Source organism: Nannocystis pusilla (assembly GCF_020073745.1).
Classification (GTDB): domain Bacteria; phylum Myxococcota_A; class Polyangia; order Nannocystales; family Nannocystaceae; genus Nannocystis; species Nannocystis radixulma.
The window spans coordinates 636,750-656,960 of the sequence record NZ_JAIRAU010000027.1; the positions used below are offsets into that span (position 1 = coordinate 636,750).

Genomic DNA, 20,211 nt, shown 5'->3' on the forward strand with positions numbered 1-20,211 from the left:
GTCCGCGCGCGGACGCTATGGTCGCGCGCGTGTCCAATCAAGGCGACTGGAGCTGGTCCGAGGAGGCCCTCTACGCGTGCCCGTGCGGCTCGCTGGTGGCGGTCCGACGGTGGCGCTGGCTCGATCGTCAGGCGCGGCCCGAGCTGGTTGGGACGCTGCGAACCGGGGGCCCGCTGGTCGGCGCGTGTTCGCGCTGCCGCCGCCCGGCGACCGGCGGCGGCGCGTGGTTGGAGGTCGACCCGGATCGCGGCGCGGCGACTCTGGTGCTCAGCGCCGATCGGCGCGGAGATCTGATCGCCGCGCTGCAGGCCCACCTCGCCGATCTCAAGGCCCGGCCCGAGCTGGCGGCGCCGTGGCTGCTGCAGCCGGAGCTGGCGTTCGTGCCGGTGCCGCCGCCGTGGGCCGAGGAGGCGGACGAGGCGGCGCCGGAGCTGTCGCCGTGGCCGGGTCCGGCGCTGGGGTCGCGCGTCCAGGAGCCGGGGCGGGCCGGCGAGGGCGAGCCGCCTGGCCTCGAGGCCAGGGTCGATGAGGCAGGTTCGAAGGGACATGTCCCCGGGGCCAGGAACGGCGGGGCCGGCGAGGCCGGGCGCCGGCGCGAGAGCTCGGGGCCGACCGCGGTCGAGCCGAGGCGACGCGAGGGCTCGGGGCCGGCCCTGGCGGCGGGGCGGCGGCGCGAGGGCTCGGGGCCGGGCGAGATCGAGGCGGGGCGGCGCGGCGCGGCGCCGGGGGACGCGGTCGAGGCGAGGAAGCGCGAGGAGTCGCGGCCGGGCGAGGCGGTCGAGGCGAACCGGCGACGCGAGGGGTCGGGACCGAGCGAGGCCGACGCTCGCAAGGCGCGGGTGGTCCGCGCGGCCAGCCTGCCCGAGTCGCTCGAGGACACGTTCCCGGGCCGCCGGCGCACCCGCGCGATCGAGGATGAGCTGCAGGAGGCGGCGCACGAGGCCACCCGGCGGCCGGCGGCGGTGCTCGAGGGGCCCGACGCGCCGGGCCGGCGCACGTTGCCGGACGAGGGCCGGCGCCCCGCCGCTCTCGAGGGCCTGGGCGGCCCGGCGCGGCCGGCGCCAGTGCTCGAAGGGACAGGCTCCAACGGACAGGACGCAGGGGGCATGTCGTCGGGGACAGCACGGAGGCCGGCGGCGGTGCTCGAGGGGCCGGACGTCGCGGGCCGGCGCGCGGACGAGGGGACGCGGCGACCGGCGGCGGTGCTCGAGGGGCCGGACGTCGCGGGTCGGCGGGCGGACGAGGGAGCGCGGCGGCCGGCGGCGGTGCTCGAAGGGACAGGTTCCAACGGACATGATTCGGGGCTCATGTCCTCGGGGGCAAGTCGGCGCGCGGGGCTCGAGGAGCCGGCGGGCCGGCGGCCTGCGGCGGTGCTCGAAGGGACAGGTACGAACGGACAGGAGCGACGGCCGGCGGCGGTGATCGAGCCGGCGGCGGTGATCGAGCCGGCGGCGGAGGCGGACGGCGAGCGGTCGGCGCTGCGCGCGGCGGTGGCCCGGGCGCTGTCCCCGAGCGCGCCGACTCAGCCGGGGCGGCCGGGCAACGGCGAGGGCGGGCCGCGGCCGGCGGCGGTGCTGCCGGGGCAGGCGACCGAGACCGGGGCGGCCGACAGCAGCGGGGCGTGGTCGCGGCGGCAGGTCGAGGCGGCCGACGCAGCGGCGCGGCGCGGGCTCGAGGGCGCGGGCGACCGCGTCAGCGAGGCGGCGGTGACCGGGACCTGGCCCAAGCGCCAGGTGCTCGAGTCGGCGGGCGACAGCGGGCCGAACTGGCCGCGGCGCGACGAGGCCGAGGCGCGGTCCGGACGCGCCTCGAGCCGGGCACCCACGCCCCCGCCGGTGCGGCTCGGGGCCGAAGTGCAGCGGGCCGCGATCGCCAGCCTCGGCCGCGACGGCGGGGCGGTGCAGGTCGGGGTGAACGTCAACGAGGCGACCGCGCGCGTGTGGGCGTCGGCGCCGGTGAAGGTGCGGCCGATCCACCTGCGCGGGCTCGGCTATCCGCTGGTCGGGGTCCGCTGCGTGGCCGAGGCCGGGGGCGAGTCGCTGGTGATCGACGCGGTGGTCGACGTCGGCGAGCCGATGACGCTCGACCTGTTCAAACAACTGACCCTCGAGTTCAAGATCCGCCTGGCGCTGCCCGGCGGACAGATCCGCGAGCTGGCGGCGCCCGAGCTGCAGCGCAACGCGGCGTCGTGCCTCGAGAGCGCGCAGGCGCAGCTCGGCACCGGCGAGTTCCCGCCTGACGCGTACCGCACCGCCCGCGAGCTGCTGTCCGGCCGCAACACGGTGCAGCGGCTCGAGCCGGCGCGGACGCCGATCGCCGAGACGCTCGGGGAGACCGCCCGCGAGTCGGCCGCCGGGGCCTGGACGGCGCTCGAGCGGCTCGACCACGGCTCGCGCAAGGACAACCTCGCGCGCCTGCTCGAGGTCGACGGCCTGTCGATCGAGACATACGAGAAGATCCGCTCCGCCGTGCTCGGCGCCGCGATCGAATTCGGGCTGCCGGCCCCGGCCCGCTTCTGGCGCCGCTGGCTCGGCTCCGACCAGGCGCGCGACGGCGGGATGTTCGTGCAGAAGCTCATCGCGGCGCGCACGGCGTCGATCGCCCGCGGCGAGGACCTCTCCGCCGAGCAGGTCGAGGCGGCCTGGCGCGGGATCCTGGACCTCTGCCAGCACAAGAACCTCACGCCGCCGCCGGAGCTGTCGAAGGCGCTCGGGCTCGGCAAGGTGACGACCGGCCGTCGCGCCAGCCAGCCGCAGGTGAAGGCGGCCGCGGAGGTGCGCGAGGCGCCGCCGGTGCAGGAGGCGCGATCGCAGGCCCGCCTGCGCGAGCTGACGGGGCGGCTGCGCGGGTCCGACGGCGATGTCCGGGCGGTCATCGGGACCTTGCCCGAACTATCGGAAAACGAGGTCGTCAGTCTGCTGCCGGCGCTGGCCGAGCTCGGCTCCCGCGTCGGGCCGGAGCTGCTGGCAGCCCTGCGGGCGCCCCAGCGACATGTGCGCCAGGCCGCGGCCATCCTGCTCGGCCACCTCGGCGAGCGCAAAGCCGAGGGCCCGCTGGTGATGATGCTCGGCGACGAGCCAAGCGCGGGTTGGGTCGATGCGGCGCGCGCGCTCGGCAACCTCGGCCCGCGCGTGGTCGGGCCGCTGTGCAACCTGCTCCGGAGCACCCCGACCGGGCGCAAGGAGGTGGTGGGGGCGCGGGTCGCCCGCGCGCTCGCGGAGCTCATCAAGGCCGAGGGCGCGGGGCCGGGCGGTTCGGGCCGGGTCGCGGTCGAGAATCTGCTGGAGGTCGGGGACCCGTCGGTATCCTCCGCGGCCAGGCGCGCGCTTGCTACACTGGGCGCCGTGCGGGACGACGCCGAGGGGGAAGAGGCCGAGGCGTCACGTCGCTTCTCGCGTCTGGCGTCGGACGCGATCGCGCCAGAGCTCGACGCCGCCGAGGACGACGAGATCGACGAAGTCGAAGTGGAAGTCGGGGACTGATGCGCTACGGGATCTTCAGTGATGTCCACGCCAACCTGGACGCCCTCGAGGCGGTGCTCCGGGCGTTCGAACGCGAGAAGATCGACGCCCTCGTCTGCCTCGGCGACACCGTCGGCTACGGCGCCCAGCCGAACGATTGCTGCGACATCGTCAAGCGGGTGACCCGCTATACGATCCTCGGCAACCACGACGCGGCCGTCGCCGGCCGCATGGACTACAGCTACTACTACGACGCGGCCCGCGAGGCGCTCGACTGGCACTCTCGCCAGCTCACGTCCGAGAACATGAACTGGCTGCGCAAGCTCAACTACTTCGAGCGCGACGGGGCGACCCACTTCTGCCACGGCTCGCCGGTCGACCTCGAGGAGTTCGAGTACATCTTCAGCGTCGAGCAGGCCGCGACCTGTATCCCGATCTGGGACAGCCTCGGTCAGATCACGTTCATCGGCCACTCGCACCTGTGCAAGGCGTTCGCCATCGGCCGCGAGCGCGTGTACGAGGTGGTGACGAAGGAATTCGAGATCCACCCCGAGTTCCGCTACATCGTCTCGGTCGGCTCGGTCGGCCAGCCCCGAGACCACGACCCGCGCGCCAGCTACACCATCTACGACTCCGGCCGCGGCAAGTTCGAGTTCAAGCGCGTCGAGTACGATGTCGGCGCGGCGGCGCGGAAGATCTTCAACGACGCGCGGCTGTCGGACAGCTTCGGTGCGCGGCTGTTCGCCGGGGTGTGAGCGGCGATGCGGAGCGCCGCGGTCGGGGGTGCTCCTCCTCTTCGGTTGCTCGGGTGAGGCGCCCGTCGCGGCGACGCCGGCTCTGCAAGTCGCGTCGCCGTCGGGAACGCTGCGCTTCAGGGCGCGAGGCCGAGCTGGCGCAGCAGCGAGAGGCTGTCGTAGAACGCCTCGTTGGCGATGATCTTGCCCTCGGCGTCGAAGCGGTAGATCTCGCAGTAGCGGATCGAGTAGCGCTTGCCCGTGGCCGGGAATTCGCCGAGCGGACCGGTGTGCGTGCCCTCGCCGTGGAACATGCCGATGACGGTGTCGCCGGCGTCGATGAACTCCATGCTGTGCGCGGCGGCGTCGGAGAAGCTGCTGTACCAGCGTACCAGGTGCTCGTAGATGGCCTGGCGCCCGCGCTTGACGTCCGGGGACACGTTGTTGCGCAGGGTCGCGTCTTCGGCGAAGTAGCTCGCGGCCTCCGCGAGCTCCTTGCGGCAGAACAGCTCCAGCACCTTCTTGGTATTCTCGACGTTACGCGCGCTCATACCCGAAGCAGCCTAGTGGCGCTGCGCGCGGCGGGTCAAGGCGCTCCGAGGTCGGGCAGCCGCGGTGAAGGCGCGGCGGCGAGCCTTCCGGGCCGATCGAGCGCAACTCCGGGGCAAGAGCGTGGAGCCAGGCGGCGAGGGCCTGTGCGGGTCGAGTGCGGGTGAGAGGCGACCGGCTAGGGCGAGCGCCGGGAGCCGAGGTCGGGCGACGGCGCGCCCATGCCGCCAGGGCGACGGGCTACGCCTCGGTATCGACCTGTATCAGAGAACATGTTCGAAGGAGCATGCTCCATCGAACATGTTTCTTTTAAAAAGAAGCATCGCCCGCGGGTGCCGTCAGCCCTTGAGGTTGAGCGGGATCTTGAGGTAGCGGCGGCCGTTGGGCGCGGGGTCGGGGAGGCGGCCGGCGGCGATGTTGACCTGGACGCTGGGGTAGAGCAGCTTGGGGGCGTCCAGGGTGGCGTCGCGGGCGGTGCGGAAGGCGACGAAGTCGTCCTCGGCGCGGCCGGCGGGCAGCTGGATGTTTTCGGCCTTCTGCTCGCCGACGGTGGTCTGCCAGGCGAGCGGGCGGCCGCCGGGCTGGTAGTCGTGGCAGACGAACATGCGCGTGCTGTCCGGGAGGACATACAGGCGCCGGGTGATCGAGCGGTAGAGGGCGCGGGCGCTGCCGGCCGGGAAGTCGCAGCGGCCGGCGCCGTAGTCGGGCATGAACATGGCGTCGCCGACGAACACGGCGTCGCCGACGCGGTAGCTCATGCACGCGGGCGTGTGCCCGGGGGTGGCGATGGCCTCGACGTGCAGGGCGCCGACGGCGAAGCGCTCGCCGTCGTGGAGGAGGCGGTCGAACTGGCTGCCGTCGACGCGGAAGTCGGGGCCGAGGTCGTAGATGTCGCGGAACAGCGCCTGGACCTCGGTGATGGCGGCGCCGATCGCCAGCGGGACGCCGGGGAACAGCCGCCGCAGCGCCTGAGAGCCGGACAGGTGATCGGCGTGCGCGTGCGTCTCGAGCAGCAGGCCGAGGCGCAGGTCGAGGGCGTGGATCCTCGCCGCGATCGCCGAGACGGACTCCTCCCACACCTTCGAGCCGACCGGCTCGTAGTCGAGGACGGGGTCGATGACGAGGGCGTCGCGCGTGCGCTCGTCGTACACGAGGTACGTCAGGGTGTTGGTGCGCGGGTCGTAGAAGTGTTCGATCTTCATGGCGAGGTGGCGAAGACGCGGGTGAAGAGGAACATGCCGGCGAGCATGGCGGCGACGAAGAGGACGATGTCGCCGCCGAGTCCGGCGAGGTCGACGAGGGCCGGGCCGGGGCAGAGGCCGACGAGGCCCCAGCCGACGCCGAACAGCGCGGCGCCGACGAGGAGCCGGCCGTCGATGTCGCGGCGCGTCGGCAGGGCGAAGCGCGCGGCCCACCGCGGGCGGCCGCGCCGCAGCACGAGCGGCGCGCCGAGCATGTAGAGGCCGCAGGCGCCCGCGAGCACGAGCATCAGCGCGGGGTCCCAGGCGCCGGCGAGGTCGAGGAAGGCGAGGACGTTGTCCGGGTCGGTCATGCCGGCGAGGCCGAGGCCGAGCGCGAACAGCAGGCCGGCGGCGAAGGCGACGAGCGTGGTCACGCGCCACCTCCGAGGACGTGGCGGACGACGTGGACGGTGACGAAGGCGGTGGTCATGAAGGTGAGCACGGCGGCCAGCGAGCGCGGCGAACGGCGGCCGAGGCCGCACACGCCGTGGCCGGAGGTGCAGCCGCCGCCGAGGCGGGCGCCGAAGCCGACGAGCAGGCCGGCGCCGACGATCACCAGGGCCGTGTGCGGCAAGCCCGTCGGCAATGTCCTCGGGGACAGGACCCGAAGGACAGACCCGCCGGCGACCAGGCCGAGCACGAAGGCGAGCCGCCACGCGAGATCGCCCGCGGGGCGGGCGAGCGCGCCGCCGACGATGCCGCTGACGCCCGCGATCCGCCCGCTACCGGCGAGCAGGAGCAGCGAGGCGGTGCCGATGAGGAGGCCGCCGAGGAGGGCGAAGAGGAGGGAGGGGTCCATGGGGGTCACGCCGGTCGACGCGCGGCGCACGGGCGCGTGGGCTCAGCGTACGCGATGCCGGGGCGCCGACGCGGGCCGGACGGCGACGGTTGTCGCACCACCCCGGGGGGCGTCGACGCCCGTCGCAGGGCCGGCGAAGATGGCCTACGATGGCGAACTCCATGAAGTTGCTGCTGCGTCTGGTGTTGTTGCTGGTCCTGGGGCTCGCACTGTTCGCGGCGTACCTGGCGGTGGCGCCCGCGCCGATCGATCCGGTGGCGTGGGATCCGCCGGCGGCGTCCGAGATGACGGGGCCGCTGGCGCCGAACCAGCGCATGGCCGGGGCGACGCTGCTGGCGGCGGGCAAGATCGACGGGCCGGAGGACGTGGAGACCGACGCGCAGGGCCGCGTCTACGGCGGGACCAACGCCGGCGAGGTGCTGCGCCTCGACGGCGAGGCGATCGAGGTGTTCGCCAACACCGGCGGCCGCCCGCTCGGCCTCGACTTCGCGCCGTCGGGCGCGCTGATCGTCGCCGACGCCAAGAAGGGGCTGCTGTCGATCAGTCCCGAAGGACAGGTGGAGACGCTGGTCGACACCGTCGACGGGGTGCGGCTCGGCTTCACCGACGACGTCGCGGTGGCCCAGGACGGGACGGTCTACTTCACCGACGCGAGCGACAAGTTCGGGTTCGGCGACCACATGCTCGACCTGCTCGAGGGCCGGCCGCACGGGCGCCTCATCAAGTACGACCCGCAGACCAAGACGTCGACGGTGCTGGCGAAGGACCTCTACTTCGCCAACGGCGTGGCGCTGAGCCGCGACGAGTCGTACGTGGCGGTCAACGAGACCTACCGCTACCGGATCTCGCGCCACTGGCTGAAGGGCGACAAGTCGGGCACGACCGACGTGCTGATCGAGGGCCTGCCGGGCTTCCCCGACGGCGTGGCGCAGAGCGGGCGGGGGACGTTCTGGATCGCCATGTTCACCGTGCGCAACCCGGCCGGCGACTTCCTGGCGCCGCGGCCGTTCCTCAAGAAGATGGTCGCCAACCTGCCGCGCGCGCTGTGGCCGAAGCCCGCCCCGTACGGGCTGGCGATCGAGATCGACGAGACGGGCAAGGTGCTGCAGAGCCTGCACGATCCGTCGGGGGAGTCGGTGCACCAGGTCACCAGCGTGCACGAGCGCGACGGGGCGCTCTACCTCGGCCACCTCCACCGCGACCGGGTCTCGAAGGTCGCGCTGTGAGGCGCGGGCAGGTGATGTGTTCGGACATGCCCTGAGGGACATGTTCGAACGGTCACTGGGCGGGCTTGGCCTGGAGGCTGGCGATCAGCTGGTTGGTCAGGTCGACCGCGAGCCACTCCTGCGCCTGGCGTTGATAGTCGCCGACGCGGGCGTTGAACTTGTTGAAGTCGTCGGTCTTGTCGTTGCGGTCGAGCACCGCGGTGTACTGGACGGTGGCGCGGTGCTCGCCCTGGAGGCGGCCGTCCAGCGACACGCTCATGTCGATGATCATGGTCTGCTGGACGGTGCTGCCGGCCGCGTTCGCGCCGGAGGTCGAGTTGCCGTCGCCGAGCAGGTTGAGGAGCAGGGCCTGGGCGTCGGGGTTGGGCAGGACGCGGAAGCCCGCGCGTCCGAGCTCGCGCTCGAACACCTGGCGAAACTGGGCCACGTCGGGGCTGGTGCGCACCGCGACCGAGATCTCGGAGCCGGTCCAGGCGGCCCGCTCCGGTGTGGCAGGCGGAGGTACGGCCGATACTGTCTGCTTGGGCGCGCAGGCCGCGAGGACGACGAGGAGACCGAGGAGAGCTCGAAGGCGGATTAGTTTTCGCATACGCGCGACACTGTGCCCGAGGCGGGCCCGGCGTTCCATCGGCCCGCTGTCAGGGCACGTACTCCATCACCAGCGCGTCGGCCATCTCCCGCGCGGCGACCAGCGGCGGCAGATCGCAGGCCGTGGTCATCGCGTCGTGCAGGGCGCCGTCCAGCACCAGCTCCATCGACTCGAAGACGTCGCTCGGCGGGTTGCACAGCGGGTCGGGGCCGTCGAGCGTGTTCACCAGCTCCGGCGCGGTGAACACCGCGACCGCGGCGAGGAAGTCGTCCTCGTCGATCTCGACCTCGGTCACCGGGTTGTCGAGCTCGCCGAACTTCTCGACCCGCAACACGCGCGTCCCCAGCAGCTCGATGAAGCCGTCGCAGTCGGCGTTCGGCGGGCACGGACCGGCCGCGTCACGCACGGTGAAGCGCTCGAACTGCGAGGTGTCGACGCCGGTCGTGCCGGTGCCGGTGGGGTCGGTGCCGGTGGGATCGGTGCCGGTGAGATCGGTGCCCGTGTCGGTCTGGCCGTCCGAGGCGCTGCCGTCGGCGGTGCCCGTGGTGGTCGGGTCGGTGGTCGTGGTGGAGCCGGTGCCGGTGGTGGGGTCGGTGGTCGTGGTGGAGCCGATGCCGGTGGTGGCCTCGGTGTCTCCGCCCTTGTCGTCGCCGCAGGCGGCCGCGCAGGTGAGCGTGAGGAGCAAGGAGATGCGGCGCAATTTCATTCCGCTACGCTGCCGCGCCTGGGGGCGGCTGTCAAACGCGCGGCGCGGGCGGGGTCGAGCGGCGAGCCTCCGCACATGTCGCATCGGACATGTGATGGCTCGCCGGCCGGCTGGTAGAAGATGACTGTTTGGACATGTCCATGGTGACATGTTCGATAGGGCATGCGCTTCAGCGCAGCGGCGCGGCCGTGACCGCGAGCGTGTCCCCGCGCGCGAGCCCGAGCTGGAGGGTCCGGCCCGAGGTCACGAGCGCGAGGGCGCGGTAGCGGTAGCTGTCGGCGCCGGCGACGGGGTGGCCGTCGATCGCGACGATCTCGTCGCCGACCCGCAGACCGGCGCTCGCGGCCGGTCCGCCGGCCCGCACGGCGCTGACCAGCCAGCGACGCAGGCGCGGGTCCTCGCCGGGCGGCGGCTCCTGCAGCGAGTAGCCGAGGTCGCCCGGGCCCGTGCCCGGCGGCAGCCGGCGGCGCACCAGCGCGGTCGGGGGGAGCTCCATGGCCTCTGTCCCTTCGACCAGGATCGGCACGGAGGTGTTGGTGTGGCCGGGGCCCTGCGGATCGGCGAGCGCCGGCGACAGCCGCAGCGAGGCCGCGCCGACCGGCGTGCCGGCGAGGGCGAAGCGACCGCTCGCGTCGGTGAGGCCGTGCTGGCCACCGATCCCGATCTCGACGCGCACGCCGACGAGCGGCTCGCCGGTCTCGAGGTCGATCACGCGTCCGCGCAGCTCGATGCGCGGCGCGAGCACCAGATCGATGCCGCGCTGCACCTCGCCGGCGGCCAGGGTCACCTTCGTCTCCGCGCTGCCCTCGCCGGCCTCGGCGCGCACGGTGTAGGTCCCGGGCGGCAGGCCCGTGAGGGCGAAGCGGCCGGCTGTCTTGAAGGACTGGTCGTGACGGAAGTAGTCGAGGGTCGGCTCCTCGGCGGTGACCTTGAGCCACTCGGGCGCGCCGCCGCCGGTCAGGCGGACGCTGCCGCCGATCTCGCCCGCGGCAGGGATCGTCAGCACCAGCTCGCTGCCGAGCGCGACCCGCTCGGCGGTGGCCTGCGTCGCACCGGCGCCGGACCAGGCCCGCACGGCATATGTCCCCGAGGACAGGTCCGTGAGCACGAAACGGCCGTCCTGATCGGTGATGATCGGGCGCTCGTGGCTGCTGGTGCCGGTCCGCGTCAGCGCCGACCTGGCGCCCGGGCGGTCCGACTCGAGCGCGCAGGCGACCTGGGCGTCGGACACCGGTGCACCTGTCTCATCGACCACCTTGCCGCGGATCTCACCGCCGCCGGCCTCGACCATGATCTCGAGCTGCGCCACTGCGCCGGCCTTGACCTCGACCGGTACGCCGGGCAGGTCGTCGGGCCCGCGTCCGGACAGGCGCAGCGGCCCGCGGCGGTCGCTGGCGTGGGCCCGGTACGCGCCCTCGGGCACGTCGCGCAGGGTGAAGCTGCCGTCGTCCGCGACCGCGCCGCCCCAGCCGGTCTGGTGGTCGCCGGACAGCGTCACGAAGGCCTGCCGCGCCGGCCGCCCGTGGGCGTCGAGCAGCTGCCCGCGCACCTCGCCGCCCGCGGGCAGCACCAGCTCGACGTCGGCGACGTCGCGCTCGCCGGCGTCGACCTCGAGCGGCTTGCTGCTGGCGCCGCCCTCGCGCGAGGCGGTCAGCGAATAGCGTCCGGGTCGCAGGCCGAGCAGCGCGAACGAGCCGTCCGGCTGCACCACCGCGGCGCCCTGCGAGGCGGAGTCGCGCGGGTCGCCGCCCTCGAGCCGCGCGCGCAGCCCCGCGGCCATGGTGACCGGTGTCCCGCCGCTGTCGACCAGGCGTCCGGTGATCCGGCGCCCGGCGTGCACCCGCCACACGAGGCCGGCGACCGCCGCCTCGGCGACCGCGACGCGTTCGTACTTGTCCTCCGGGACATGTCCGAAGCACCATACCGTCGCCTCGTACGAGCCGGGCGATAGGCCGCGCACCGCGACCTCGCCGTCGGCCTCGACCGCGCCGCTCACCGCGCGTCGCGTCGCCGGATCGGTGAGCGTCACCCGACCGGTCTCGCAGCTGCCGCCGTTGTCCGTCACGATCTTCCCGCCCACGGTCACGGCCGGGTGGGCGCGGATCGTCACCGGCGCCGAGGTCTCGCCGAGCGCCAGCGGGACGCCCGTCTCGGCCAGGCCCCACGCCTCGTCGGACACCGCGCGCGGCTTGTACACGCCGGCGCGCAGGCCCCCGAGGCGGAACTGCCCCGACGCGTCGGTGTGGGTGGTGAGCGCGTCGCGGTCGCCGGCCGACACCTCGGCGCCCGCGATCGGCAGACCGTCCTCCGCTCGCACGACCCGGCCGACGAGGACCGACTCGGGGAACAGCGCGAGCTCGACCGTCTGTCCCGGCGCCGAGGCGTTGGTGGTCGCCGGGGCGTAGCCCTCGGCGCGCGCCTGGACGTAGTCGAGCCCCGGGCGCACGAACATCGAGAAGTGCCCGTCCGCGCCGGAGAACGCGGTCGCCGCGGCGAAGCGGACCACGGCGCCCTCGATCTCGCCGCCCGACACGTCGCGCACGACGCCGCGGAGCTCGACACCACCTGGCCACAAGACCAGGTCGATGTCCCGCGCCTCGCTACCGGCGACGACCCGCACCGATTCCCCGCCGTCTTGCTCGCGGTAGGTCGCGGGCACCCGATTCGCCGCGCCGGCCTCGACCCGGCGCGGCCCCGGCAGCAACCCGTCGATGCGGTACGCCCCGTCACGGCCGCTCGTCACGCACGCGGGAGCCCAGCCATCGCTCGCCTGCGGCCCCGCCTCGGCGAGGTGAGCGCACACCTGCGCGCCGGCGAGGGGCAGGCGGTCCGGGCCGCGAACATGACCCGCGATCGCCCCGAGCGTGGCAGGCGGCGCTAATTGTTCGAACGCGGCGGCAGGCTTCCAGGATATGTCTGTTTGGACATGTCCTGACGGCAATTCAGCCGTCTCCCCTGGCTCCGCCGCGGCTCGCCACCACCACCACAGCGCGACCAGGAACGCCGCGATCACCAGTACCAGGATGGGTCGTCGCACCGCCGAACCTCCATTTGAAAATCTATCCGGTTCCCGCAGACCGGGGCCGTCGTCCGCAGGCGGACACGCCGGGCCCTCGCCGACGACCGTCCCGACCCGGCGTGTCCGCCCCGGCGCCCCACCTCCGGGCGCGAACGCGCGAGCTGGCGTGGCGATCCATCGACGAGACGTGACGAGGACGGCGGGCTGCCGGGTCGGCGAGGAGGGTGCCGCTGTCGCTGATTCCCGCCGTAGGCGAGGTGCGAACACTGGATGGTTCTTCGGACATGCTCGAACGGTCATGTCGGGTCGAGCGGCGCGGAGGCGCGGCGGAGACGATGTTCGCCGGCCGCTTTCGCCGCGCTCCGCGATCTGGCAGAGTGCAGGTGATGTCGGACGCGCCTCTCGTCGGGTTGTACTCGCTCGGCTTCGGCCGGCGCTTCGCTCTGTCGACGCTGATCGGCCTGGGCCTGTGCGCGGCCATGACCGACTTCGCGCTGCGCCCGGCGTCACTCCCGTGGATGATCGGCGCAGGCGTCGTGTTCGGCCTGCTCACGACCACGTGGGTGGTCTACGTGATGCATGACGACCACCAGGGCCGGCGCACGGTGCTGGGCGGCCTCTGGGGCGCGCTCATGTTCATCTCGATGTTCCTCGGCATCGACGCCGTCGAGACCGCCCCCGACGTGGCGTTCGAGCGCGGCGTGGACTACGTCTGGAGCGGGATCTTCGGCGCGGTGCTGTTCGCCTGGAAGTCGCATCGGGTCATGGCGGGCACGCGGCCGGCTGCATGATCGGGCCCCCAAACTCTGTATCGTGCGCTGTCAGCCCGCGAAGAGGTCCAACGGGCGATGGAAATGCATCGCCGAGCGGCGACGAGGCGGGGCGGCGCCGATTCTCGCCGGGCGGACGAGGGGCGGCGCAGTGGGACGCAGCGAGGGGCCCCATGCCTGACGCGCAGGCGCGGGATGTCTCTTCGGACATGTGATAGCATAGCGCTCCGCGCCGAGCATCTGGCATGGCAGGTCTCGCGTAGCGAGGGACCCGCTGCGCCGCCCCTCGTCCGCCCGCTCGACGATCTTCATGCCCCGCCGCTGCGAACCCGCGACGAGCATCGCCCGGCGATCTTCATGCCCCGCCGCTGCGACCCGCGACGAACACCGCTCGACGATCTTCATGCCCCGCCGCTGCGAACCCGCGACGAGCATCGCCCGGCGATCCTACCTCCGTAACGGCGAAGGCTCGCGGTCTCGACGAGACACGCGAGCCCGTGACGAGCGAAAAAGCCGCTTACCAGCGCGCCTGGGCGAGGATGAAGAAGCCGAGGCGGTTGGTCACGTTCGGGTCCTCGAACACGCGGATTCGGCCCGACTCGTTGCTCGCCTTGACGAACTTCGTGCGGTTGTTGTCGAGCGTGTAGCGCAGCTCGGACACCACCACGAAGAACGGCGCGATGTCCCACTTCAGCGTCAGCTTGCCCGACAGGATGTCGAACGGGTTCTGGCCGGCGGGGAGGACCTCCTGGTCCCAGTATTCGCGGTACACGTTCGTCGTGTCGCCGACCTTGATCGACGCCGGCGACTTGTAGGCCAGCACAGCGCCCGGGGTCAGCTTGCTGCGCTCGAAGTAGTAGTCGAAGCCGAGCGAGCCCCACAGCTCCGGGCTGACCTTCGCCTCGTGGGGGAACGTCTGGTAGGGGAACACGCCGGGGATCGACAGGACCACGAACGCCAGGTCGCGGTAGATGGCGTTGGCGAACAGGCGGAGCTTCTTGATCCGCAGCTTGCCGAGGAACGCCGCCGCCTTGGCCGGCTGGATCCGCGTGGTGTCGGGCTGTTCGAACTGCTGCAGCGTCTGGCCGACGGTGGTGAACTCGACGGCGGCCGAGCCGGCGATCCGGTTGTCGTAGATCTGCTGCTGCGTCAGCAGGAAGCTGGCGTCGGGGCTGTAGCGGAACAGCTGGAAGTCGATCGACGTGCCGATCGGGACGCCCCAGTGGGCGGTGAGGCGGGTCGAGCCGCCGAACGTGTGGACCGTCTTGCCGCCGATCCGCGAGTTCGGCGAGAACATCGGGAACGCGCCCGACTGGTAGTAGCCGCCGTTGGCCTCCCACGCGAGCCAGGGCGTGAAGCCGATGCCGAAGCCGCCCAGCGCCGAGTAGTAGGTCTGCGGCTCGTTGAGCTTCTCGTTGAGCAGGCGCGCCGACTTGGCGCCGAGGAACACGTAGCTGTCCTTGCCGGTGCCGACGTTCCAGTCGTAGCGCAGGCGGAGGCCCGGGGTCTGGCCGGTGTTGTTGGGGAACATGCGCTCGCCGCCCCACGTGACCGCGTAGGTGTAGCCGAGCAGGAAGCGCTGCGAGTCGACCGGGAACATCGTCAGCGAGATGTTGTCGCCGGTGTAGTCGTTGCGCTTGGTGTAGAAGTTGAGCTTACCGTACGAGCCGTCGTCGCTGAGCGTGGTGTAGTTCTGGAACGTCTTGCCGTCGTGCCACTGCTCGATCTCGGTGACGAACGCCGCCTCGGCGTCCATCCGCTTGAAGAACGTCGGCATGCGCTTGTAGACAACCAACTGCGTCTCGGTCTCGAAGCCGCGCTTCTCCTGCTCGATGGCGTCGTAGAACAGGCGGTCGGCCGCGAGCTTGAAGCCGGCCGAGGGCGAGCGGTCCTTCGCGCCGGCGAGCAGGTTGTCGTCGGCGATGGCGAACGTGATGCGCGTCGCCATCGCGTTGCCTGCGGTCCACTGGTTGTAGCCGGTGGTCGGCATGGCCCGCTTCTCGTCGATCTCGCGCCGCGACTCCTGCACGGCGAGGCGCTGCTCGGCGCGATCGACCCGCGAGCGCAGGACCTTGAGCTCGCGCTGCAGCGCCTCGACGTCGACGGCCTGCGTGCTGGTCGGAGGGACAGGTCCCTCGGGCGCGACGGCGGGCTGCTCGCTCGGCGGCGGCGCGGCCGACGGGGGCGGCGGCTCGAGCGTCGGCGACTGCGTGGCCGTGGGCGGCGGTTGGCTCGAGCCCGGCGGCGGGGAGTCGCCGGGACCGGGCTGGAACGCGAGCGCGAGGCCGGGCGCGAGCCAGGCGACGGTGAGGACGGCGGCGGAAAGAGGCCGGTGCATGGGCGATGGGTCGCTCTCGGCTACGGGGCCAGGTCTTCGGCGGTGCGGGGGGCCAGCTTGAAGTTCTCGAAGTTGTAGATCAGCGGGCCGGTGAGCGAGCTGAAGGTGTCGCCCGGCATCGGCTGCGGCCATTCGTTGGTGGTGAAGAACAGGTCGGAGACGAAGAGGTCGCCGTCGACGGTCCACTCGCCGTACTGGTCGGCCGCGGTGGCGACGGTGACGTTCTCGACGCTGACGAGCACCGACTCGTAGTTCTCGCTCATGCCGCCGCCGGTGGCGATGTCGGCCGGGTCGAGCACGATGGGCGAGGGGACCGCGTCGGTGCCGGTGACGACCACGTCGCCGGCCTGGCCGGCGGTGATCTGGGACATGTCGTAGAACTCGTTGTAGAGGCCGTTGATCGTGACCACGTCGCCGGGCTGGACCGCGAGCATGTCGGGGTTCTGGTTGATGTAGACGTAGATCCCGGAGTACTCGCCGCCCTGCGGGTCCTGGACGAAGAAGCCGTCGCCCTTGAAGGTGAGGGGGCTGGTGACGATCACGTTCTCGACGGTGACGACTTGCATCGGCGGGACCATGCCCTGCTGGATGTCGTAGATCGTGACCGCGCCCATCGGGCCGGTGGTCTCGGTGTCGGTGGTGTTGCCGCCCTCGCACTCGAAGCCGACGAAGTCGTCGCAGCCGCGCGGCGCCAGCTTGAAGTTGCCGAAGTTGTACATCACCGGGCCGGTGAGGGTCAGCGTGGTGCCCATCGGCGGCTTCGGGCCGCCCTCCGGCAGGAAGAACATGTCGTCGACGCGCACGCCGCCGGTGACCTCGAACTCGCCGAAGCCGAGGTCCGGGTTGGTGACGTCGACGTCCTCGATGGTGACGACGGTGCCTTCCCAGACCTCGGTCAGCGCGCCGCCGTTGGCGATGTCGGGCGGGGACACGACCGGCGGGGTCGGGGCGGTCGCGGTGCCGGTGATCATGATGTCGTCCGGCAGCGAGATGTTGATCTCGCTGTAGGTCTCCTCGCCGGTGTCGTCCATCGCCTTGTACTCGACGTACTCGCCGATCACGGTGAGCTTGTCGCCCGGCTTCGGCACCTTGCCCTGGGCCATCAGCTCGGTCGCGGTGTCGGGGAAGATGTAGAGCTGGATGCCGGAGTACTCGCCGCCGTCGAGCTCCTGCACGAACACGCTGCCGGCCCCGCTGCCGCTGAACTTCGTCGGCGAGACGACGACGACGTCCTTGACCCGCACCAGCGTGCTCGGGGTGACCTTGTTCTGCTGGATGTCGTAGATGGTCGTGTCGTTCAGGCCGCCGCCGTCGGTCGGCTGCGTGGTGGTCGGCGGCGTGTCGGTGGTGCCCGCGGACTCGGTCGCGGTCGCGTCGTCACCGGCGGTGTTGTTGTTGTTGAACGCGTTGCAGGCGACAAGACACAGCGCGGTGCAGGGGACGAGTCGACGCATGATCCAGCTCCTTCGCATCTCGTGGCCTCGAGAGGCCATGCAGTGATTCGCGGCGCGTGCCGCCACAGAGGGCGTTCCGTGCGCCCGGACACTTACTTTGCGGCCATGCGCGATGTCAAGCCGGGCCCCTGCGATCGCAGCAAGCGATGTTCGCGGTCCGGGGCCCCGCGTGAGGCGATCCCCCAGCGAACGCTGTGACGCGGTCGACATCCGGCCGACGTCTCCGCGTCCCGCGGCGACGCGAGGCCGCGACGAGTCGCGGCACTCCGACCTCCGGGAGGCGACAGACAGGCCGTCGCGGCGCTACTGGGCCGAGACCTCGATGTCCTCGTCGCCGCGCGTGTAGATCAGCCAGGACGGGTTGGCGGCGGCGTGGAAGCGCAGGTCGCCGGTGATCCGCGCCAGCTTGCCGCCGGCGTGGTCGGCCGGATCGAAGCCCGTCGCGCTGAGGGCGCTGACGACGTTGACGCCGCCCTTGCCGCTGTTGCAGTTGCCGGCGGGGTCGACGAGGACCACCCACTGGCCGAACGTCGCGTAGCCGTCACCCAGCGGGCACACCGTGACGTCCCGCACCTCGACGAGTCGGCTCTCCAACTTCTCCATCTCGCCGTCCTGCTCGACCAGCGCGCCGGTCAGCTCCACGGGGACGAGGTTGGAGACTTTGCCGCCGACGCGATAGGTCGGAAAGCCGAGCTCGGTAAACCCGTAGAACTCGACCACGGTGCCGATGATCTCCTCGATCACCGAGCCCTGCTCGACGCCCTTCGGCCGCGAGTGCGTGTGCGCGAAGATGGCGTTGAAGCCGGCCGCCATGTCGTTCATGTCGGTGAGGTAGAAGCCGTCGACGGCGATCCCGGTGACCACGAGCGTGCGGCCCTCGGCGTTGACCTTGACGAAGTCGCCGTCGAGCGGCGACGAGGCGGGGATGTCGGTCTCGTTGATCTCGCGCAGCGTCGGGTGGGCGACGTGGATGGTCGGCGACAGGCCGGTGGCGTAGCTGCCGGGCTTCTCGTCGCTGCCGCGGTCCTCGACCCAGATGTTGGTGGCGCCGTGGGCCCGCATCACCTCGACCGGCACGCCTCGCGCCTCGCCGTCCTTGAGCGTGACGGTGTTCGGCTGGTTGGGCGCGAGCCGCCCGCGCGGGGCGACGTCGATGTTGACCTGTCCCGAGAACCAGGTGGCGAGCTCGCCCTCGTCGTCGACGGCGCGGATGTCGAGGAGGAACTGGCGGCCGGTGCCGCTGTAGGCGAGCGGGCTCTTCTCACTGCCGACCTCGCCTTCGATCTCGACCTTGAAGCTGAGCGGCGCGACCTTGCCGGTGCTCTTGTCGAGCTCCTGCACGCAGCCGGCGGCGAGGAGCGCGAGCGCGAGGGCGGGGGACTTGGAATGCATGACGCGCAGGCCTCCTTCCTAGTACTTGGTGACGATCCGGCCGTCGGGGACGGCGTAGCCGGACTTGCAGTGGTCGAGCGGCGTGTTCGCGTCGTAGCAGGCCGGGAGCGCCGGGATGTCGCGCATGTACTGGATCATCGCCTCGCGGATCGGGATGCCCGTGTTGACCTTGGTGGTGTTGCGCTTGAGCATGCGGAAGCCGCTGCCGCCCCAGGCCATGTAGTCGTTGGTGCACATGTCGTAGGCGCGGGCCTTCTCGAGCGGCTCGCCGTTGACGTGGATGTCCTCGGCCTTGCCGGTGCGACAGTTCATCGTGAAGCTGATGCCCGAGACCTGGATCTGCGAGTTGCAGCCGCGCTCGGCGCTCGAGCGGGTGGCGAAGTCGAGCAGCTCCTGGACCTCGATGCCGCTCAGGGTCATCGTCGTGATCGTGTTCTCGAACGGCATCACGTTGTACATCTGCTCGTACGTGATCGGGCCGGCGAGGATGTCGGTGCGGATGCCGAGCGAGTTGGTGACGCAGAACTCGGTCTCGATGTAGCGCCGGTACTGCATCGCCTCGGCCACCAGGTTGCCGAGCATGCTGTCGCCGCCGGTGTTGCCGAACCGCCGCAGCGGCTCGGTCGCGGTCGTGATCACGCGGTCGAGCAGCAGCGTCTGCGCCATCTCCTGGATGTACTCCTGCAGGACCTCGCGGGTGTCGGCGTCCTCGGGGACGGTGGCGTCGATCGGGAACAGCTTGAACTTGTGCGAGATGATCCGCTTGTCGCGGACGACGAGGTCGAGGCGCGCGACGAACTTGGCGAAGGCGTTGGGGTGGGCCAGCAAGGTCTGGCGCCGGTGCTCGGGCTTGCACTCGCCGATCCCGCGCGGCGGGTCGGTGCCGTCGGGATCGGAGCCGACCTCCGGGTCGTCCTCCTCGCCCTCGCTGTCGACGGTGACGACCTCGGCGTCCATGTCGGGCTCGGCCGCGACGTAGTGGGCGTCGGGGTTGTAGTCGATGAGCTTGGGCGGGCTCAGGGCGATGTGGTGGTGGCCGCCGAGGATCAGGTCGAGGCCACAGATGTTGCGCGCCAGCACCTCGTCCTCCGTCAGGCCGAGGTGGTCGAGCAGGACCACCAGGTCGACCGACTCGCGGAGGAAGTTGGTGTAGAACTGGACGGTCTGCAGGGTCTCCTTCGGCAGGATCCCGAGGTTGTTGGTGCCGTCCTCGAGGCTGTTCATCGAGCTGAGGTTGCCCATGCCGATGATGCCGAGCTTGAGGCCGTCGACGTTGTAGACGACGAACGGCTTGACGATGATGTCGAACTGCTTGGCGAACGGCTTGGCGTCGTCCTCGAACTCGTAGTTGGCGGCCAGGAGATCGAAGTCGCCGAAGCTCGAGAACTGCTCGAGCACGTTCTCCGGCCCGTGGTCGAACTCGTGGTTGCCGAGCGCCATGGCGTCGAGGCCCGCCATCGACATCGCCCGCACCTCGGCCTCGCCGCCGAAGATGTTGAAGATCGGGGCGCCCTGGAACAGGTCGCCCGAGTCGAGCCAGAGCGAGCGACCGGCGCGTTCGCGCTCGCGCTTGACGATGTGGGCCATCTTGGCGACGCCGCCGTAGGGCCCGCGACCGTCGGCCAGGCCGAGCTGCTGCTCGGTGTAGAGAGGATCGTGGTCGTAGGGCAGGATCCGCGAGTGGACGTCCGACGTGTGAAGGATCGTGAGGCGGACGTCCTGGCCCGTGAGATCGGGGTTGTTCGACTCGTAGAGGCATGACCCGAGCGAGAAGCTAGCGAGCAGGCCGAGGGCGATCGAATTGCGCGGCGAAGGCACGGGTCCCGGCGAGAGGTAACAGGCCTCGCGCGTCCGCGCAATCCGGACCAGGCTGCGCCCATCCGGGCCGCCTCGGCCTCGGCGAGCCTCGGCGCGGCGGTCCGTCCGCGGCGCA

The 20,211-nt window shown here is 71.7% G+C and carries 15 protein-coding genes; 4 read left to right on the top strand and 11 right to left on the bottom strand.

Annotated elements, in window-relative coordinates:
• The first annotated feature begins 29 nt into the window (after positions 1-29).
• Both K7C98_RS21380 and K7C98_RS21385 read left to right on the top strand, forming a co-directional pair.
• On the top strand, positions 30-3,482 hold the full coding sequence (locus tag K7C98_RS21380; RefSeq protein ID WP_224193563.1) for a hypothetical protein: 3,453 nt from the start codon (positions 30-32) through the stop codon (positions 3,480-3,482).
• Positions 3,482-4,216 carry a metallophosphoesterase family protein gene (locus K7C98_RS21385; RefSeq protein ID WP_096332686.1) on the top strand — a complete coding sequence of 245 codons (735 nt, stop codon included), beginning with the start codon at positions 3,482-3,484 and terminating at the stop codon, positions 4,214-4,216. The genes K7C98_RS21380 and K7C98_RS21385 overlap by 1 nt, the downstream gene beginning before the upstream one ends.
• 116 nt (positions 4,217-4,332) lie before the next feature.
• Here the strand turns inward: K7C98_RS21385 and K7C98_RS21390 are convergent, their stop codons facing one another.
• From K7C98_RS21390 to K7C98_RS21405, 4 genes are all read right to left on the bottom strand, one after another.
• Positions 4,333-4,746, bottom strand: a complete 414-nt coding sequence (locus K7C98_RS21390; RefSeq protein WP_224193564.1) for an ester cyclase — start codon at positions 4,744-4,746, stop codon at positions 4,333-4,335.
• A gap of 336 nt (positions 4,747-5,082) precedes the next feature.
• The gene (locus K7C98_RS21395) at positions 5,083-5,946 is read right to left on the bottom strand and encodes an MBL fold metallo-hydrolase (protein ID WP_224193565.1); all 864 of its coding nucleotides are present in this window, start codon (positions 5,944-5,946) and stop codon (positions 5,083-5,085) included.
• Positions 5,943-6,359 carry a DUF6691 family protein gene (locus K7C98_RS21400; protein WP_224193566.1) on the bottom strand — a complete coding sequence of 139 codons (417 nt, stop codon included), beginning with the start codon at positions 6,357-6,359 and terminating at the stop codon, positions 5,943-5,945. The genes K7C98_RS21395 and K7C98_RS21400 overlap by 4 nt, the downstream gene beginning before the upstream one ends.
• Positions 6,356-6,784 (bottom strand): YeeE/YedE family protein, encoded by a 429-nt coding sequence (locus K7C98_RS21405; protein WP_224193567.1) that lies wholly within the window; start codon positions 6,782-6,784, stop codon positions 6,356-6,358. Before K7C98_RS21405 ends, K7C98_RS21400 begins: the two co-directional genes overlap by 4 nt.
• A gap of 161 nt (positions 6,785-6,945) precedes the next feature.
• Between K7C98_RS21405 and K7C98_RS21410 the strand changes: the two genes are divergently transcribed.
• Positions 6,946-8,010 carry an SMP-30/gluconolactonase/LRE family protein gene (locus K7C98_RS21410; RefSeq protein ID WP_224193568.1) on the top strand — a complete coding sequence of 355 codons (1,065 nt, stop codon included), beginning with the start codon at positions 6,946-6,948 and terminating at the stop codon, positions 8,008-8,010.
• Between the two features lie 52 nt (positions 8,011-8,062).
• Here the strand turns inward: K7C98_RS21410 and K7C98_RS21415 are convergent, their stop codons facing one another.
• The 3 genes from K7C98_RS21415 to K7C98_RS21425 all read right to left on the bottom strand — a co-directional run bounded on the left by K7C98_RS21415 (position 8,063) and on the right by K7C98_RS21425 (position 12,342).
• Complete coding sequence (locus tag K7C98_RS21415) at positions 8,063-8,455, bottom strand: hypothetical protein (RefSeq protein ID WP_224193569.1); 393 nt, start codon at positions 8,453-8,455, stop codon at positions 8,063-8,065.
• 193 nt (positions 8,456-8,648) lie between these two features.
• Positions 8,649-9,305 carry a hypothetical protein gene (locus K7C98_RS21420; protein ID WP_224193570.1) on the bottom strand — a complete coding sequence of 219 codons (657 nt, stop codon included), beginning with the start codon at positions 9,303-9,305 and terminating at the stop codon, positions 8,649-8,651.
• 169 nt (positions 9,306-9,474) lie between these two features.
• Complete coding sequence (locus K7C98_RS21425) at positions 9,475-12,342, bottom strand: carboxypeptidase regulatory-like domain-containing protein (protein ID WP_224193571.1); 2,868 nt, start codon at positions 12,340-12,342, stop codon at positions 9,475-9,477.
• Between the two features lie 206 nt (positions 12,343-12,548).
• On the opposite strand from K7C98_RS21425, the gene K7C98_RS21430 reads away from it, so the two are divergent.
• A complete protein-coding gene (locus K7C98_RS21430) occupies positions 12,549-13,115 on the top strand; it encodes a hypothetical protein (RefSeq protein WP_224193572.1) in 567 nt (188 codons plus the stop codon).
• Between the two features lie 496 nt (positions 13,116-13,611).
• Here the strand turns inward: K7C98_RS21430 and K7C98_RS21435 are convergent, their stop codons facing one another.
• The 4 genes from K7C98_RS21435 to K7C98_RS21450 form a co-directional block, all read right to left on the bottom strand.
• On the bottom strand, positions 13,612-15,432 hold the full coding sequence (locus K7C98_RS21435) for a hypothetical protein (RefSeq protein WP_224193573.1): 1,821 nt from the start codon (positions 15,430-15,432) through the stop codon (positions 13,612-13,614).
• A gap of 20 nt (positions 15,433-15,452) precedes the next feature.
• Positions 15,453-16,886 (bottom strand): hypothetical protein, encoded by a 1,434-nt coding sequence (locus K7C98_RS21440; protein ID WP_224193574.1) that lies wholly within the window; start codon positions 16,884-16,886, stop codon positions 15,453-15,455.
• Between the two features lie 303 nt (positions 16,887-17,189).
• The gene (locus tag K7C98_RS21445) at positions 17,190-18,278 is read right to left on the bottom strand and encodes a hypothetical protein (protein ID WP_224193575.1); all 1,089 of its coding nucleotides are present in this window, start codon (positions 18,276-18,278) and stop codon (positions 17,190-17,192) included.
• An 18-nt stretch (positions 18,279-18,296) separates the two neighbouring features.
• The gene (locus K7C98_RS21450) at positions 18,297-20,096 is read right to left on the bottom strand and encodes a bifunctional metallophosphatase/5'-nucleotidase (protein WP_224193576.1); all 1,800 of its coding nucleotides are present in this window, start codon (positions 20,094-20,096) and stop codon (positions 18,297-18,299) included.
• Positions 20,097-20,211: the final 115 nt, after the last annotated feature.